This window comes from Rheinheimera oceanensis, from assembly GCF_018831085.1.
GTDB lineage: Bacteria > Pseudomonadota > Gammaproteobacteria > Enterobacterales > Alteromonadaceae > Alishewanella > Alishewanella oceanensis.
In genome coordinates, this window is record NZ_JAGPNM010000002.1 from 512,776 (window position 1) to 528,082 (window position 15,307).

At 51.0% G+C, this 15,307-nt stretch carries 14 protein-coding genes; 3 read left to right on the forward strand and 11 right to left on the reverse strand.

The window, feature by feature from the left end; genetic code table 11:
- Nucleotides 1–10: 10 nt before the first annotated feature.
- On the forward strand, nt 11–757 hold the full coding sequence (gene zapD, locus J3B89_RS07005) for a cell division protein ZapD (RefSeq protein WP_215396799.1): 747 nt from the start codon (nt 11–13) through the stop codon (nt 755–757).
- A gap of 81 nt (nt 758–838) precedes the next feature.
- Complete coding sequence (gene yacG / locus J3B89_RS07010) at nt 839–1,066, forward strand: DNA gyrase inhibitor YacG (protein ID WP_215396800.1); 228 nt, start codon at nt 839–841, stop codon at nt 1,064–1,066.
- A gap of 32 nt (nt 1,067–1,098) precedes the next feature.
- Here the strand turns inward: yacG and mutT are convergent, their stop codons facing one another.
- Together mutT and secA are read right to left on the reverse strand one after the other, a co-directional pair.
- On the reverse strand, nt 1,099–1,515 hold the full coding sequence (gene mutT, locus J3B89_RS07015; RefSeq protein WP_251372269.1) for an 8-oxo-dGTP diphosphatase MutT: 417 nt from the start codon (nt 1,513–1,515) through the stop codon (nt 1,099–1,101).
- A gap of 75 nt (nt 1,516–1,590) precedes the next feature.
- Nucleotides 1,591–4,308, reverse strand: a complete 2,718-nt coding sequence (gene secA, locus J3B89_RS07020; protein WP_215396801.1) for a preprotein translocase subunit SecA — start codon at nt 4,306–4,308, stop codon at nt 1,591–1,593.
- A 199-nt stretch (nt 4,309–4,507) separates the two neighbouring features.
- On the opposite strand from secA, the gene J3B89_RS07025 reads away from it, so the two are divergent.
- Nucleotides 4,508–4,996 (forward strand): DciA family protein, encoded by a 489-nt coding sequence (locus J3B89_RS07025; RefSeq protein ID WP_215396802.1) that lies wholly within the window; start codon nt 4,508–4,510, stop codon nt 4,994–4,996.
- A 31-nt stretch (nt 4,997–5,027) separates the two neighbouring features.
- Here the strand turns inward: J3B89_RS07025 and lpxC are convergent, their stop codons facing one another.
- The 9 genes from lpxC to murD all read right to left on the reverse strand — a co-directional run bounded on the left by lpxC (nt 5,028) and on the right by murD (nt 15,306).
- A complete protein-coding gene (gene lpxC / locus J3B89_RS07030) occupies nt 5,028–5,939 on the reverse strand; it encodes a UDP-3-O-acyl-N-acetylglucosamine deacetylase (RefSeq protein WP_215396803.1) in 912 nt (303 codons plus the stop codon).
- A gap of 143 nt (nt 5,940–6,082) precedes the next feature.
- The gene (gene ftsZ / locus J3B89_RS07035; RefSeq protein ID WP_215396804.1) at nt 6,083–7,243 is read right to left on the reverse strand and encodes a cell division protein FtsZ; all 1,161 of its coding nucleotides are present in this window, start codon (nt 7,241–7,243) and stop codon (nt 6,083–6,085) included.
- Between the two features lie 30 nt (nt 7,244–7,273).
- On the reverse strand, nt 7,274–8,509 hold the full coding sequence (gene ftsA, locus J3B89_RS07040; protein WP_215396805.1) for a cell division protein FtsA: 1,236 nt from the start codon (nt 8,507–8,509) through the stop codon (nt 7,274–7,276).
- Complete coding sequence (locus tag J3B89_RS07045; protein WP_215396806.1) at nt 8,506–9,258, reverse strand: cell division protein FtsQ/DivIB; 753 nt, start codon at nt 9,256–9,258, stop codon at nt 8,506–8,508. Before J3B89_RS07045 ends, ftsA begins: the two co-directional genes overlap by 4 nt.
- A gap of 2 nt (nt 9,259–9,260) precedes the next feature.
- The gene (locus J3B89_RS07050; protein WP_215396807.1) at nt 9,261–10,190 is read right to left on the reverse strand and encodes a D-alanine--D-alanine ligase; all 930 of its coding nucleotides are present in this window, start codon (nt 10,188–10,190) and stop codon (nt 9,261–9,263) included.
- Nucleotides 10,187–11,656, reverse strand: coding sequence for a UDP-N-acetylmuramate--L-alanine ligase (murC, locus tag J3B89_RS07055; RefSeq protein ID WP_215396808.1), 1,470 nt, complete (start codon nt 11,654–11,656; stop codon nt 10,187–10,189). Before murC ends, J3B89_RS07050 begins: the two co-directional genes overlap by 4 nt.
- Nucleotides 11,653–12,753, reverse strand: a complete 1,101-nt coding sequence (gene murG, locus J3B89_RS07060; RefSeq protein ID WP_215396809.1) for an undecaprenyldiphospho-muramoylpentapeptide beta-N-acetylglucosaminyltransferase — start codon at nt 12,751–12,753, stop codon at nt 11,653–11,655. Before murG ends, murC begins: the two co-directional genes overlap by 4 nt.
- Nucleotides 12,746–13,957 carry a putative lipid II flippase FtsW gene (ftsW, locus tag J3B89_RS07065; RefSeq protein WP_215396810.1) on the reverse strand — a complete coding sequence of 404 codons (1,212 nt, stop codon included), beginning with the start codon at nt 13,955–13,957 and terminating at the stop codon, nt 12,746–12,748. Before ftsW ends, murG begins: the two co-directional genes overlap by 8 nt.
- Complete coding sequence (gene murD / locus J3B89_RS07070; protein ID WP_251372270.1) at nt 13,954–15,306, reverse strand: UDP-N-acetylmuramoyl-L-alanine--D-glutamate ligase; 1,353 nt, start codon at nt 15,304–15,306, stop codon at nt 13,954–13,956. Before murD ends, ftsW begins: the two co-directional genes overlap by 4 nt.
- Nucleotide 15,307 lies beyond the last annotated feature (1 nt).

A 15,307-nucleotide genomic window follows, 5' to 3' on the forward strand; every position in this document is an offset into this window, starting at 1 on the left:
CAGCAAACTCATGACAGAACTTATCTACGAACATCCGCTTAATGAAAAACTGCGCACTTACCTGCGTCTGGAATATTTACTGGCCCAGCTGCATAGCCTCAATGATCTGGATTCTGAGTGGCAGCAGCAGGCATTCTTTAATGCGTTGTTTGATCTGATAGAAGTGCTCGACCGCAACGATATCCGGCCCGATTTAATTAAAGACTGCGAACGCTGCGAAAGCGCACTGGTAGCCTGGGCCAGTCACCCGTCGGTATCCGGCGACAAACTAAAACCGGTGCTACAAAAAGCAGTTCGCTTACAAAGCGAGCTGCTGCGCAGTGGTAAATTTGTTGGTAATTTAAAGGAAGATAAGTTTCTGTCGCCGCTGCGCCAGCGTTTTTCTATTCCCGGTGGCACCTGTTATTTTGACGTACCCCAACTGCATTATTGGTTTAACTTACCGCTGGAACAGCGCCAGCAAACGGCCGCAGCCTGGTGCCATGAATTTGGCTTGCTGTTAGAGGCCATCAGCTTTGTGTTAGGTTTTAGCCGGGAAAAGGGCCACTTTACTACCGTAGTTGCCGACAACGGCTTTTATCAAAGCAATACTGATCAGCACGAATTGCTGCGTATTCGCTACCCGATAGACGCCGGAGTTTACCCTACTGTAAGTGGCAATAAGTACCGTTATGCTATCCGCTTTATGCAGCTGTGTGACGAAGCCGGGCGCAGCAACAGCGACCAAAGCATCAGCTTTGAACTGGCCTGCTGCTAACTGCAGCACTTTGCTGCAAGTTGCCGTGCCGTGACAGCCTGAAAATGCTAACATTGGTACAAATTAAGCCGGAGCTAACGCATGAACGTAAAATGCCCAACCTGTGATAAAGATGTAGTCTGGTCGGCTGCGTCACCCTTTCGCCCTTTTTGTTCAGAGCGCTGCAAATTAATTGATTTGGGCGACTGGGCCGCAGAAAACCACCGTATACCCGACAAAACGCCAATAGATGCAGCCTTATCAGAAGAATATCTGGCTGAGCTGGAACAGGAGTTTATCGCACAGGATAACGAGTTTTTTAAGCATTAAACGCCAGCCAATAAACTGGCATTGCGACAGTATTACTCTGTTGCAAACAACTGCTGAATACGTGCCACTATCGGCTGATTGGCATCCGGAAACGGAATTTCTGTCAGCTCTGCCACTGTAACCCAGCGCAGTGGCTGGCCTTCCCGGCCGTGTGGTTCGCCACTAAAGCCGGTTACCAGCCAGATATCCAGCAATACGGTTTTCTCCGGGTAGGCATATTCTAACTGCATTAACGGGCTGCTTTGGGTCACACTTATTGCTACCTCTTCCTGCAGCTCGCGGTTAAGCGCCTGTGGCACTGTTTCGCCGGCCTCTACCTTACCGCCGGGAAACTCCCATTTACCGCCCTGATGCTGTTTGCTGTTACGCAGCGCCAGTAAAATTTGCTGCTGGCGCACTATTACCCCAACTGCCACATGCACGACTTTATTTTGCACTGTTGTTTGCATTATTACCCACCTGCCTGACACCCAAACAAAAGAGCCAGCCTAAGCTGACTCTGTGTTTATATTACTGTGTAACCGTTATACCAGCTTACCGTGGCACTGTTTGTACTTTTTACCTGAGCCGCACGGGCACGGGTCGTTACGGCCTACTTTGTCGTGCTCACGAAATACCGGGCTGCGTGGGGCATTTTCCGGGAGCTCGCCACCAACGTGTTCTGCCTCTGCGTGCTGATAGTCATGCGGTACTGCATCGGCTTTGCGACGTTGTTCTTCTACTGCATCTACGTCTTCTGCGGCCCGCACCTGTACGCGGCTTAATACGCCTACAACGTCAATTTTCAGGTTTTCCAGCATGGTTGAAAACAGTTCAAAGGCTTCGCGCTTGTATTCCTGCTTCGGGTTTTTCTGTGCATAACCGCGCAGGTTAATACCCTGACGCAGGTGGTCCATCGCCGCCAGATGCTCTTTCCAGTGTGTATCCAGGCTTTGCAGCATAATGGCTTTTTCAAACTGACGCAGTACCTGTGGGCCAACCATTTGTTCTTTATGGCTGTATGCCTGCTCAACTTCCTGCTGAATACGCTCGCGCAGTTTTTCTTCAAACAGCTTTTTGTCATCAGCCAGCCACTGCGCAACAGGCAGCTCAAGATTAAAATCGGCTTTTAAACGCTGCTCTAAACCCGGGATATCCCACATTTCGTCCAGCGATTGTGGCGGAATATACTGGCTGATCACACCGTCAATAACGTCAGTACGGATGGCACTGATGGTTTCGCTGATATCGGTAGCGTCCAACAGTTCGTTGCGTTGCTCGTACACCACTTTACGCTGATCGTTGGCAACATCATCAAACTCAAGCAGTTGCTTACGAATATCAAAGTTACGCGCTTCTACTTTGCGCTGTGCGTTTTCAATAGCACGGCTAACCCAGGGGTGTTCAATCGCTTCACCTTTTTCCATACCCAGGCGGCGCATCATGCCTGCCATACGGTCTGAGGCGAAAATACGCATTAAGGCATCGTCCAGCGACAGATAAAAACGGCTTGAACCCGGATCGCCCTGACGGCCTGAGCGGCCACGTAACTGGTTGTCGATACGGCGCGATTCGTGCCGCTCAGTACCGATAATATGCAAACCACCGGCGCTTATCACGGCATCATGCCGTACCTGCCAGTCGGCTTTTGCTTTGGCGATCTGTTCAGCGCTGGCGTTTTCGCCAAGTGCCGCCAGTTCTGCCTGTAAACTGCCACCCAACACAATATCGGTACCGCGACCGGCCATATTGGTGGCAATAGTTACTGTACCGGGCTGCCCGGCCTGAGCAATAATCTGGGCCTCATTGGCGTGAAACTTGGCGTTTAGTACCTGATGCTTAATTTTGGCTTTATTAAGCAGGCCAGATAAATACTCTGAGCTTTCAATTGACGCCGTACCTACCAGCACCGGGCGGCCGCTATCACGGGTTTGGGTAATATCTTCAATAATGGCCTGGTATTTATCTTCAGCATTTAAATACACCAGATCGGCCATATCTTTACGGATCATCGGCCGGTTAGTTGGCAGTACTATGGTTTCCAGGCCATAAATTTGCTGGAATTCAAAAGCTTCAGTATCTGCGGTACCGGTCATACCCGACAGTTTTTCGTACAGACGGAAATAATTCTGGAAGGTAATAGAGGCCAGCGTCTGGTTTTCGTTCTGAATTTTTACGCCTTCTTTAGCTTCTACTGCCTGGTGTAAACCTTCAGACCAGCGGCGGCCTTCCATAGTACGGCCGGTATGCTCATCAACAATAACGATGTCACCGTCTTTTACCACGTAATCAACATCGCGCTTAAACAACTGGTGCGCACGCAGGGCAGCATATACATGGTGCAGCAAGGTTATATTGGCTGCAGAGAACAGGGTATCGTGCTCGCCTATCATGCCTTGCTCGCGCAGCATGTCTTCTACTTTAATCTGGCCTTGTTCGGTTAAATAAACCTGACGGGCTTTTTCATCTACGGTGAAGTGGCCATCGCCATGCGCGCCCTCTTCGTCTTCTTTTTCCTGCTTAACCAGCTGTGGTACCAGCAGGTTAATTTGTTTGTACAGCTCTGAGCTGTCTTCGGCCGGACCGGAAATAATAAGCGGAGTACGGGCTTCGTCAATTAAGATTGAATCGACTTCATCGATAATGGCAAACGCCTGATCGCGCTGCACACGGTCTTGCGGTGAAAACGCCATATTGTCGCGCAGGTAATCAAAGCCAAATTCATTATTCGTGCCGTAGGTAATATCAGCAGCATAAGCTTTATGCTTTTCCGGGTGCGCCATGCCTGGTACGTTAACGCCAACGCTTAAGCCAAGAAAAGAAAATAGCGGTGCGTTGGTTTGGGCATCGCGCCGGGCCAGATAGTCGTTTACGGTGATAACATGCACACCTTTACCGCTTAACGCATTCAGATAAGCTGGCAAGGTTGCGGTTAAGGTTTTACCTTCACCGGTGCGCATTTCAGAAATTTTCCCCTGATGCAATACAATACCGCCCAGCAATTGCACATCAAAGTGGCGCATACCAAACACACGTTTACTGGCTTCTCGCACGGTTGCAAAGGCGTGCGGCAAAATGTCATCCAGCGTACTGCCGTTGGCCAGTTGCTGTTTAAACTCTGCGGTTTTTTGTTTCAGCTGGTCGTCGGATAAGGCTTCAAGTTCTGCCTCTAATGCATTGATCTGCTGTACTTGTTTTTCTAGTTTTTTTAAGAAGCGGTCGTTGCGGCTACCAAATAATTTGGTAAAAAGTTTTCCAAACATTATCCAAATACCATGTTAAGTTAAAACTGCAGTGCAGCCCCGGCGGCGCTATGCCCGGCCAGTAAAAAGTATGAAAGCTTCAGCATCTTACGCCAGATATGGTGCCCCACGCCAACGCTTTCAAGGTACAACATTCTCTGTATCTGAAGAAGCTGTTACACTGCACAGATGTTTTACTTGTTGCAGGCGCATAAAGGCAATGGCCCGTTATACACAAAAGCCTCTGGATATCAGCAAAGTGCTGGCGCACAGTACTCTGGCATCACAGCAGCAACAGGTAGGCCTGGTGCAACAACTGAACAAAGTGCTGGCTGAAGTATTACAGCTGGAGCAACTTAGTTTCTGTCAGGTCAGCTGTATTCGTGACGGTCGGGCGGTTATTTTATGTGCCTCGGCGCCCTGGCTGACCAGTTTAAAAATGCAGCGCGACGCCATTCTAGACAATTTTCGCCGAAAAATCTTGCCTGATTTAGCCGGAATTGAGATTGAAGCCTCACCTAACGGCCAGATCAGCAGGCTGCAACTGCCTGTAGCGCAGAAAAACAGTCATCAGTTGTCTGACAGCGCAGCCTCAGCACTGCGCCTGCTGGCTCAAAACAGCGAAGGGCCATTAAAGCAGGCGCTGTTAAAACTGGCACAGAACGCTGATACGCAACAGCCAAATAGCAAAAAAACAAAACCCGGTTAAACCGGGTTTTGTGTATAGCTTAAGTGCTGATTCAGGCCAATTGGGGTGCCAGATAAGATATCGGCATCTGGGCTTTGTCTTCAAAGGTAACAAATTCCCAGTTTTCCTGATTAGCCAGTACAGCACACAGTAGCTGGTTATTCAGCGCATGGCCGGTTTTAAAGGCTTTAAACTCGCCCAGTATGCTGTAACCGGCCATATATAAATCGCCGATAGCATCGAGAATTTTATGTTTAATAAATTCGTCTTCGTAGCGCAGGCCGTCCTGGTTTAATACCCGGTATTCGTCCAGTACTACGGCGTTGTCGAAACTGCCACCCAGCGCCAGATTATTTGCACGCAGGTATTCTACTTCATGCAAAAAGCCAAAGGTGCGGGCACGGCTGATATCTTTAATAAAACCAGCGGCGGAGAAATCCATTTGCATATGCTGGGTAGTTTCTGCAATCACCGGGTGGTTAAATTCAATGGCAAAATCAATTTTAAAGCCATGATGCGGTTTAAATTCGGCCCATTTATCGCCGTCTTCTACCCGTACAGATTTTTTAATGCGGATAAACTTTTTCGCCTGGCGCTGCTCTGCCACACCGGCTTCAAGCAGCAGATAAACGAAAGGATTGGCACTGCCATCCATAATAGGAATTTCAGCTGAGTCTACTTCAACCACCAGGTTGTCGATCCCCAGCCCGGCAATGGCCGCCATCAGGTGTTCAGTGGTAGATAAGCGCACGCCATTTTCATTAATTAAACAGGTACACATCACCGTATCACCTACTAACTCAGGTGTTACTTTGAAATCGACCACAGGATCGAGATCAACACGACGGAACACGATACCCGTGTTGTCCGGCGCAGGTCGGAGAGTAAGCGTAACCTTTTCGCCTTTGTGCAATCCCACTCCAATGGAGCTGACTGTTTTGTCGATGGTACGTTGTTTAATCATAATTTCTTCCTGCTCAAATAATAAGCAATCACAAAATGGTGGCGAAGCATAGCACAATGAGGCAATTATGCCAAATTCCACTGAACAGCAGCTTAACCCTGCTGTCGGCCCTGCCTGCAACTAAAACTGTACTGAGTACAGCCTTAGTCGGCTTGTTTGCGTAAAAACGCCGGTATATCAAAAATGTCGATATTTGCTTTGCTTTCTGGCTGTGCTTTCACGGCTGCCGTGGGCTGCTCTTCACGCATGGCCTGCGGTGCAGGTTTTTGCATGGTGTTACCGTGTTGCACGTACACAGGCATTGGCTCAGCGCGGTGGTTTTGCACCAGGCTGATATCCGGGCGGCGGTCTGCACCTATACCGGTAGCCACCACAGTTACACGCAGCTCGTCCTGCATGTTAGGGTCGATTACCGCGCCTACTACCACAGTAGCATTTTCAGACGCAAAAGCTTTTACGGCATTACCGACAATTTCAAACTCTTCGATGCTGATATCCAGGCCGGCAGTGATATTAACCAGAATACCCTTGGCGCCAGATAAATCAATATCTTCCAGCAATGGGCTGGAGATAGCCTGTTCGGCGGCTTCTTCTGCCCTGTCCGGGCCGGAAGCGCGGCCGCTGCCCATCATCGCAGTGCCCATTTCTGACATCACGGTACGTACGTCGGCAAAGTCAACGTTGATAAGGCCCGGCCGGGTAATTAATTCAGCAATACCCTGCACAGCACCCAGCAACACGTTGTTGGCGGCTTTAAACGCATCCAGCAAACTGGTGCCTTTACCTAACACTTTTAACAGTTTGTCGTTTGGAATGGTGATCAAAGAATCAACGTGTTTGCTCAGTTCCAGAATACCTTCGTCAGCATAAGCGGTACGCTTTTTACCTTCGAACGGGAAGGGTTTGGTTACCACTGCCACGGTTAAGATACCCAGCTCACGCGCTACTTCGGCGACAATTGGTGCTGCACCTGTACCTGTACCGCCGCCCATACCGGCTGCGATAAAAATCATATCAGCGCCCTGCAGGGTTTTCTTGATAGTTTCGCGATCTTCCTCGGCTGAACGGCGGCCGATTTCCGGGTTGGCACCGGCACCTAAACCTTTAGTAACATTAGCGCCTAACTGCAGCGTAATGTTGGCTGATGAATTACGCAGAGCCTGGGCGTCGGTATTGGCCGCAACGAACTCTACACCTTCGATATTGCTGGCAACCATATACTCAACAGCGTTACCGCCGCCGCCGCCAACACCTATTACTTTAATAACAGCTTCTTCGCTGTGATTTTCCATTAACTCAAACATAGCTCTCTCTCCGTTTCTACGCTTACTAACTTAAAATTCGCCTTTGAACCAGCTGCTGATCCGTTTGACGAAGCTACTTACTGAATCGCGCACATCAACAGATTTTTTCTGCTGGGTGCGTGCATCTTTACCGTACAACAACAGCCCTACCACGCTGGCATAAGCCGGGTCCTGTACGTACTCTTTTAAACCGGTAACATGCATAGGTTGCCCTACCCGTACCGGCATCTGAAAAATGTCTTCGGCAAATTCCACCGCACCTTCCATCTTGGCGGTGCCTCCGGTCAGTACGACACCGGCAGCAATTTGCTCTTCCAGGCCAGAGCTGCGAATTTCTTCCAGCACCAGCTCAAATAATTCCTGATAGCGTGGCTCTACCACTTCGGCTAGCGTATGGCGCGACATAGACCTTGCTGGTCTGCCACCAACGCTTGGCACTTCAATGCTCTCTTCTTTACCCACCATGCTGCGCAGCGCACAGGCATACTGCACTTTAATATCTTCGGCATGGCTTAACGGCGTGCGGAAAATTTTGGCAATATCGCTGGTAACCTGATTACCGGCTACCGGGATCACGGCGGTATGGCGCAGCGCACCATTGGTATAAATTGAGATATCAATAGTACCGCCACCCATATCCACTACACAGACACCCAGCTCTTTTTCATCATCAGTTAACACCGCAAAGCTGGAGGCCAGCGAGGTAAAAATAAGTTGATCGACCTGCAGGCCACAGCGTTCAACACACTTTTCAATATTTTTTGCCATGTCGTTGGCGCAGGTAATAATGTGCGCCCGGGCTTCCATCCGCACGCCAGACATGCCCACCGGGCTTTTAATGCCTTCCTGCATATCTACCGAGAATTCCTGCGGCAGCACATGCAACATGCGCCGCTCGGCCGAAATAGGCACAGATTTGGCAGCATGGATCACATTGGCAACATCTTCTGCGGTCACTTCTGTGTCGTTAATCGGTACCATGCCGCTTTCGTTCTGGCAGCGGATATGTTTACCGGTAATACCTAAATACACTGACGATACACGGCAATCTGCCATCAGCTCAGCTTCGTCAATAGCGCGCTGTACCGCCTGCACTACCAGGTTCAAATCGTTTACGCCGCCTTTATCCATACCGCGGGATACATGGGTACCAACGCCGACAATGCTCAGGCGGTCATCAGCGGTAATTTCGCCCACCACCGCTTTTATCTGGGCGGTACCGATATCCAGGCCAACAATCAGATCTCTATCCAACGACTTTGTCATGCTTTTCTCTTTTCTTCAGTGCTGTAACGCACTGCTATACCGGTGTCGTAGCGCAAATCTACTTCAGCTACGGCTTCGGTTTTGTGTTTACTGATCACCGGATACAACTCAATAAAGCGTTGTAACCGTTTTAAGGTATCTTCACGCCCCAGCTTTAGTGCAACACCATTGCTCAGGCTTACCTGCCAGGAAAAACGCTCGGTTAAACCCAGCGCCACGGCATTAAATTTATGCAGGGCCAGCAAGCCCTGCATATGGCGGAACATGGCAAGTGCATCCTGCTGGCTGCCTTCGGGGCCGGTTAGCATTGGCAATGCTGTTTTCAGCTGTTCTACGGGCGCCTGAAACACCTCGCCCTGTGTATTAAGTAATTGCTGCTGATTCCAGATTGCTACCGGCCGTTGTTCTGTTACCACCACAACCAGAGCATCAGGCCATTGTTTGCGCACGGCCACCTGATATACCCAGGGTTGCTGTAACAGGAACTGCTGCACCTGATCCACGTTCACGCTAAAAAAGTTACCTACGTATTGCTGTTGCAAAGTCTGGTGCAGTGCAGTGGCATCAATATGATGAAAATCACCGTACAACCGTACCTGACGCACCGGGGCACTTTGCTGGCTTTGCATCCAGTCGCTTATTTTCGTACCTGCCCACGCCAGCGCGGCTACCGCAGCAATAAAAAACAGCACTCCGGCATAAAATGCCGGGCGTTGTTTAAATTGCAGCTGAGGCAGGCGCCAGTTCATGGTTATTTTGTTCCTTCGGTCTGGTTAAGTATTGCCAGAACTAATTGCTGAAAACTCAGGCCCGCGGCTTTAGCCGCCATTGGTACCAGCGATTTTTCTGTCATACCCGGCACGGTGTTTACTTCCAGCAAATAATGTTGGCCGCTTTGGTCCAGCATAATGTCTACCCGGCCCCAACCTGATGCACCCACCGCATTAAAGGCTTTAAGTGCTGTGTCTTGCATGGCGGCGGTTTGCTCTGCGCTTAATGGCGCCGGGCATAAGTATTCAGTACTGTTGGCCTGATATTTGGCTTCATAATCGTAAAAGGCTCGGGGTGTGCGCATCTCCACTACCGGTAATACCTGGCCATTTAACAGAGCGACAGTAAACTCGCGGCCGTTTATCCAGCGCTCAACTAAAATTTCGCTGTCGTATTTCAGCGCGGCGTGAATGGCCTGTTCAAGCTCTGCTGCCGTGCTGGCGGCACTCATACCAATACTGGAACCTTCATTGGCCGGTTTCACCATAACTTTGCCGCCAAGGCTGGCCAGCAAACCGGCAAAATCAGTGTCGTTGTTGTGCACTACCGCAAAAGGCGCTGTTGGCAATTGCTGGGCCTGAAATAACCATTTACAGCGGATTTTATCCATCGCCAGCGCTGAGCCCAGTACACCACTGCCGGTGTAGGGTAAGCCCAGTTGTTGCAGTGCGCCCTGCATGCTGCCGTCTTCGCCGCCACGGCCATGTAATACAATAAATACCCGCTGTGCAGCACTGGCAGCAAGCTCAGCCAGCGACTGTGTTTGCGGATCAAAAGCAAAAGCATCTATACCGGCATCTTGCAGGGCTTTTAATACTGCCTTGCCAGAGCGCAGCGACACCTCGCGCTCGGCGGAGTTGCCACCAAACATCACGGCGACTTTGCCAAAAGCATTTACATTGATACTCATGCCTGTACTCCTGCGCTGGCTTTAAGTTGTTCAATATTCAGCTGCATAGCAGCCAGCTTTTTTACTAAAGTGCCGATATTGCCGGCACCTTGTGTCAGCACTACATCACCATCCTGCAACACGCCCGCCAGGCTGGCTGCCAGTTCGGCGGGCTCGGCAACATAAATTGGATCCAGCATGCCGCGGGCGCGGATAGAACGACATAAACTGCGGCTGTCGGCACCGGCAATAGGCGCTTCTCCGGCTGAATACACCTCAAGCAATAACAGCTTATCTACCGTGGACAGCACTTTGGCGAAGTCTTCGTATAAATCACGGGTACGGGTAAAACGGTGTGGCTGATAAGCCATAACCAGGCGGCGCTGTGGCCAGGCCGCCCGCGCCGCAGCGATAGTGGCAGCCACTTCAGTTGGATGATGGCCGTAGTCGTCCAGCAGCAACACTTTGCCGTTACCGGTATCAAATTCACCGTACTGCTGAAAACGCCGGCCTATGCCTTCAAACTTACTCAGCGCAGCCAGTATGGCCTGCTCACTGATACCTTCGTCCAGCGCCAGCGCAAAAGCAGCAGTGGCATTTAACGCATTATGTTTGCCGGGTAAATTCAGTATTACTTCACGCTGATTGCCGCTGCTGTCGCCGCTGGTGTTGCCGGTTATCACAAACCGGCTTTGGGTGCCGCTCTGGCTGAAATCGCTGATCACAAAGTCAGCATCGTCACTAAAGCCGTATGTCAGCACAGTGCGGCCGATTTGCGGGATCAGCGCACGCAACACCGGATCGTCGATACATACCACTACCACGCCGTAAAATGGCAGGTTGTGACAAAATTCCAGATAGGTGGCTTTTAGCTTTTCAAAATCGCCCTGATAGGTGTCCATGTGATCAGCTTCGATATTGGTGATCACTGTTGCCAGGGGCTGTAAATGCAGAAAAGAGGCGTCGCTCTCGTCGGCTTCGGCAATTAAATAACGGCCGCTGCCCAGCCGCGCGTTAGAACCGGCTGAATTAAGCAGACCACCAATAACAAATGTAGGGTCGGTACCGGCTTCAGCGAAAACAGACGCCAGCAAGCTGGTAGTGGTGGTTTTACCGTGCGTACCGGCAACAGCAATGCCATGGCGAAAGCGCATCAGCTCGCCCAGCATTTCTGCGCGGCGCACCACCGGAATACGTAACGCACGTGCGGCGGCAACCTCCGGGTTGGTGTTGCTAATAGCACTGGAAACGACGACTACGCTGGCACCGTCAACATGGTCGGCATTATGACCAAACAGCACACTGGCACCCAGTGTAATTAAACGCTCGGTAACAGCATTAGGCGCAATGTCAGAGCCCGATACGTTGTAACCTTCATTAAGCAGTACTTCGGCAATACCGCCCATACCGGCACCACCAATGCCGACAAAGTGAATACGCTCAACGCGGCGCATGGCTAGTTTTTTCTGTTGCGGCGTACTTATCATAAATTCTGTCCTGCTACTTGCTGACCTACTACCTGCTGACATAGCGCCACTACCTGTGCGGTTGCATGTTCCAGAGCACAGGCACGCGCTTTGACGGCCATTTGCTGTAACGGTGCTTTACTGTGTAACCATTGCTGCAGCAGCGGCAGCAAGCGTTGTTCTGTTAACTCGTGCTGCGCCAGCAACAAGGCTGCACCCTGTTCTGTTAACCAGCGGGCGTTAGCGCTCTGGTGATCGTCTATTGCGCCTGGCAGCGGCACAAACACCGCCGCCACACCGGCACAGGCCAGCTCACTAACCGTAGAGGCCCCGGCACGGCAAATTACTACGTCGGCCCAGGCATAGGCCTGCGCCATATCGTCAATAAATGCGCTGGCCTGGGCGGTTAAATTGGCACTACCCAATTGCTGATACTGCTGTTCTGTTTGCAGTTGCATGGCCTTACCGGTTTGGTGGCGCACTTCAAGTACACCGGTTTGCGAGGCTTTGGCAAAAATGGCCGGTAACTTATCGTTTAGCACCTTAGCCCCCAAACTGCCGCCCACCACCAATACTTTTAAACTACCGCTGTAATCATGTGCTGCGGCAATATTAATAAGCTCTGCCCGTACCGGGTTACCTACCAGCTGTTGTTTGCTGTTACCGGCAAAAGCCGCAGGAAAAGCCACCAGCACCTTACGGGCCAGTTTTGCCAGCAGCCGGTTGGTGCTGCCAGCTACGGCGTTCTGCTCGTGAATAAACAACGGCAGCCGTTTTAACCAGGCGGCCACACCACCGGGACCGCTGGCATAACCGCCAAACCCCAGCACCAGATCCGGTTGCACCGCATTAAGTACCTGGCGGGCCTGCAATAGTGATTTAACCAGCATCCAGGGCGCGGTTATCAGAGACAGCACACCTTTACCACGCAGCCCGGCAACATCAATAGTGTGAAATGGCCAGCCAAATTGTGGCACTAAAGTGGCTTCCATCCGGTTAGCTGTACCCAACCAGTGAATTTGCCAACCGGCAGCAGACAATGCCGTCGCTACGGCTTGCGCCGGGAAGATATGCCCGCCGGTGCCGCCTGCCATAATCAAAATACGCGGTTTAGTCATTACGGCCTCCGCTGATGGCGTGCTTGCCTTTTAGCCGCACCTCAAAATCTATCCGTAATAACAATGCGGCAGTAGCCAGCATAATAATTAAACTGCTGCCGCCAGAGCTGACAAATGGCAGCGTTAAACCTTTAGTAGGTAAAGCGCCGGTAGCCACACCAATATTTACCGCCGACTGAAAACCAATCCAGATTGCCAGCGCATAAGCTAAAAAGCCGTGGAAGCTCATATTTTTTGCCAAAGCACGCTGGCCTATCCACAGGGCGCGGTACACCAGCATAAAAATCAGCGCTAGCAGCAGGGTTACGCCAATAAAACCAGTCTCTTCGGCGATTACGGCCAGAATAAAATCGGTATGGGCTTCAGGCAGGTATTCCAGCTTCTGAATGCTGTTACCCAGGCCCTGACCAAACCAGCCGCCCCGGCCAAATGCCATTAACGACTGTGTTAACTGATAACCACTGCCAAAGGGATCAGCCCAGGGGTCTAAAAATGCGGTTACCCGTTTCCAGCGGTATTCGCTGTATACAATCAGTACGCCAATCGCCATTAACCCGGTAAAAATAAGGCCAAAGAACTGCCATAATTTGGCGCCTGCCAGAAACAGCAAGGCCACAGCTGTGGCAAACATCACAATTACGGTGCCTAAATCCGGCTGCATCAGCAGTAGCACCGCAAAGGCAAATAACACCAGTAAAGGTTTTAAGAAGCCTTTCAGGTTTTCGCGTACTTCTTCATGGCGCCGTACCAGATAACTGGACAGGTAAACAAAGAAAAACAGCTTGGCAGGTTCAGCCGACTGCAAACCAATAGGGCCAATGGCTAACCAGCGGGTACTACCGTTAACGTTACGGCCAAACAGTAATACTGCTACCAACAGCGCCAGCCCGGTAAACAGCAGCAACATATTGCTGTTGTGCCACCATTGTACCGGAATATTTAGTACGACCAGAGCTGCAGAGAAACCCAGCCCCAGGTACACCAGATGGCGGATAGTAAAATGCAGTTCATTGCCATGCAGCCGGGCAGCAACCGGCACCGATGCGCTGGTAACCATTACCACACCCACCGCCAGAATAAGCAGCAGCAAAGTAAGAAACAGCTTGTCATAAGCGGCGCCATCATCGGCATTCCACCAACTGGTAATAATGTGCAGCGGGTTTTGCAGCTGATTTCTCAGCGTATCCAGTGCCAGCTGTTTCATAGCACCTCCGCCTTAACAGCGGCGGCAAACTGCTCGCCACGGTCTGCATAACTTTTAAACATATCCAGGCTGGCGCAGGCCGGTGACAGCAATACCATATCGCCGGGCGCAGCCAGCTTTGCTGCAGTTTTTACCGCTTCCTGTATGGTTTTTACCTGAATACTGCCGGCTTTAAGCGCGGCTATCGCCGGGCCGTCCTGCCCCAGTGTAATCAGCTGCTGTACATCGCTGTCTAACACCGGCTTAAGCTCGGCCATATCTGCGCCTTTACCATCACCACCGGCAATTAAAATCAGCTTACCGGTTACAGCCGGGCGCAAGCCGGCAATTGCCGCCAGCGTAGCGCCGATATTGGTGGCTTTGGAGTCGTTGATCCAGCGTACGGCGTTTTTGTCGGCCACTAAAATGCAGCGATGCGGCAAAGATACAAACTGCTTTAACGCACTGATTAAACCTGCACGGTTGGCTCCGGCAGCCAGTGCTAAGGCGCAGGCTACCAGGGCATTAAATTCGTTGTGAGCACCAAACAGTGTCATTTCGCTAACAGGTAACAGCGGTTCACCTGCCACGTTTAACCAGCGCTGACCGTCAACAACAGTAATGCCGTAGGCAGAGTCAGCCAGCTTAATACCCAGCGTATGCGCGCAGTTTTCCGGTGTGGTGGCGCTGTCGGCTAAATTAAATACCGCCAGTTGGGTATGCTGATATACCCGCTGTTTAGACGCGGCATAAGCTGCCATATTCCGGTAGCGGTCTAAGTGATCAGCACTGACATTTAAAATGCTGCTGGCAACACTATGCAGGCCCGTTGTGGTGTCCAGCTGAAAGCTGGACAGCTCCAACACAAAAACATCAATGCCTTGCTGAGCTATAGCATCAAGCACCGGCAAGCCGATATTGCCCGCTGCCAGTGCTTTTATACCACTGCATTTGAGCATGGCTTCTACCAGCATTGTCACGGTAGATTTACCGTTAGAGCCGGTAATGGCCACCACCGGCTTATTATTAAAGCGGGCAAATAACTCAACATCGCCCAGCAGCTCAACGCCTTGTGCCACCGCAAAACGGATAGCCGGATGTGTTGGCGATAATCCGGGGCTTAAAATAATCATGTCCATCTTGGCCAGCCGGTTGGCATCCAGCTCGCCTAAATAAATACCATCTACCTTTTCAGCGGCAATTTGTTCAATACCGGCAGGTTTGCTGCGGCTGTCCATCAGCACAGGTTTAACGCCCAGGCTTAACAAAAAACGCACAGTAGCCAGACCTGACAGGCCCAGCCCTACAACTGCAATGCGTTTTTTTGCTAAATGCTGCATCATTAAACTCTGTGTCTCCGTTAATGTCATC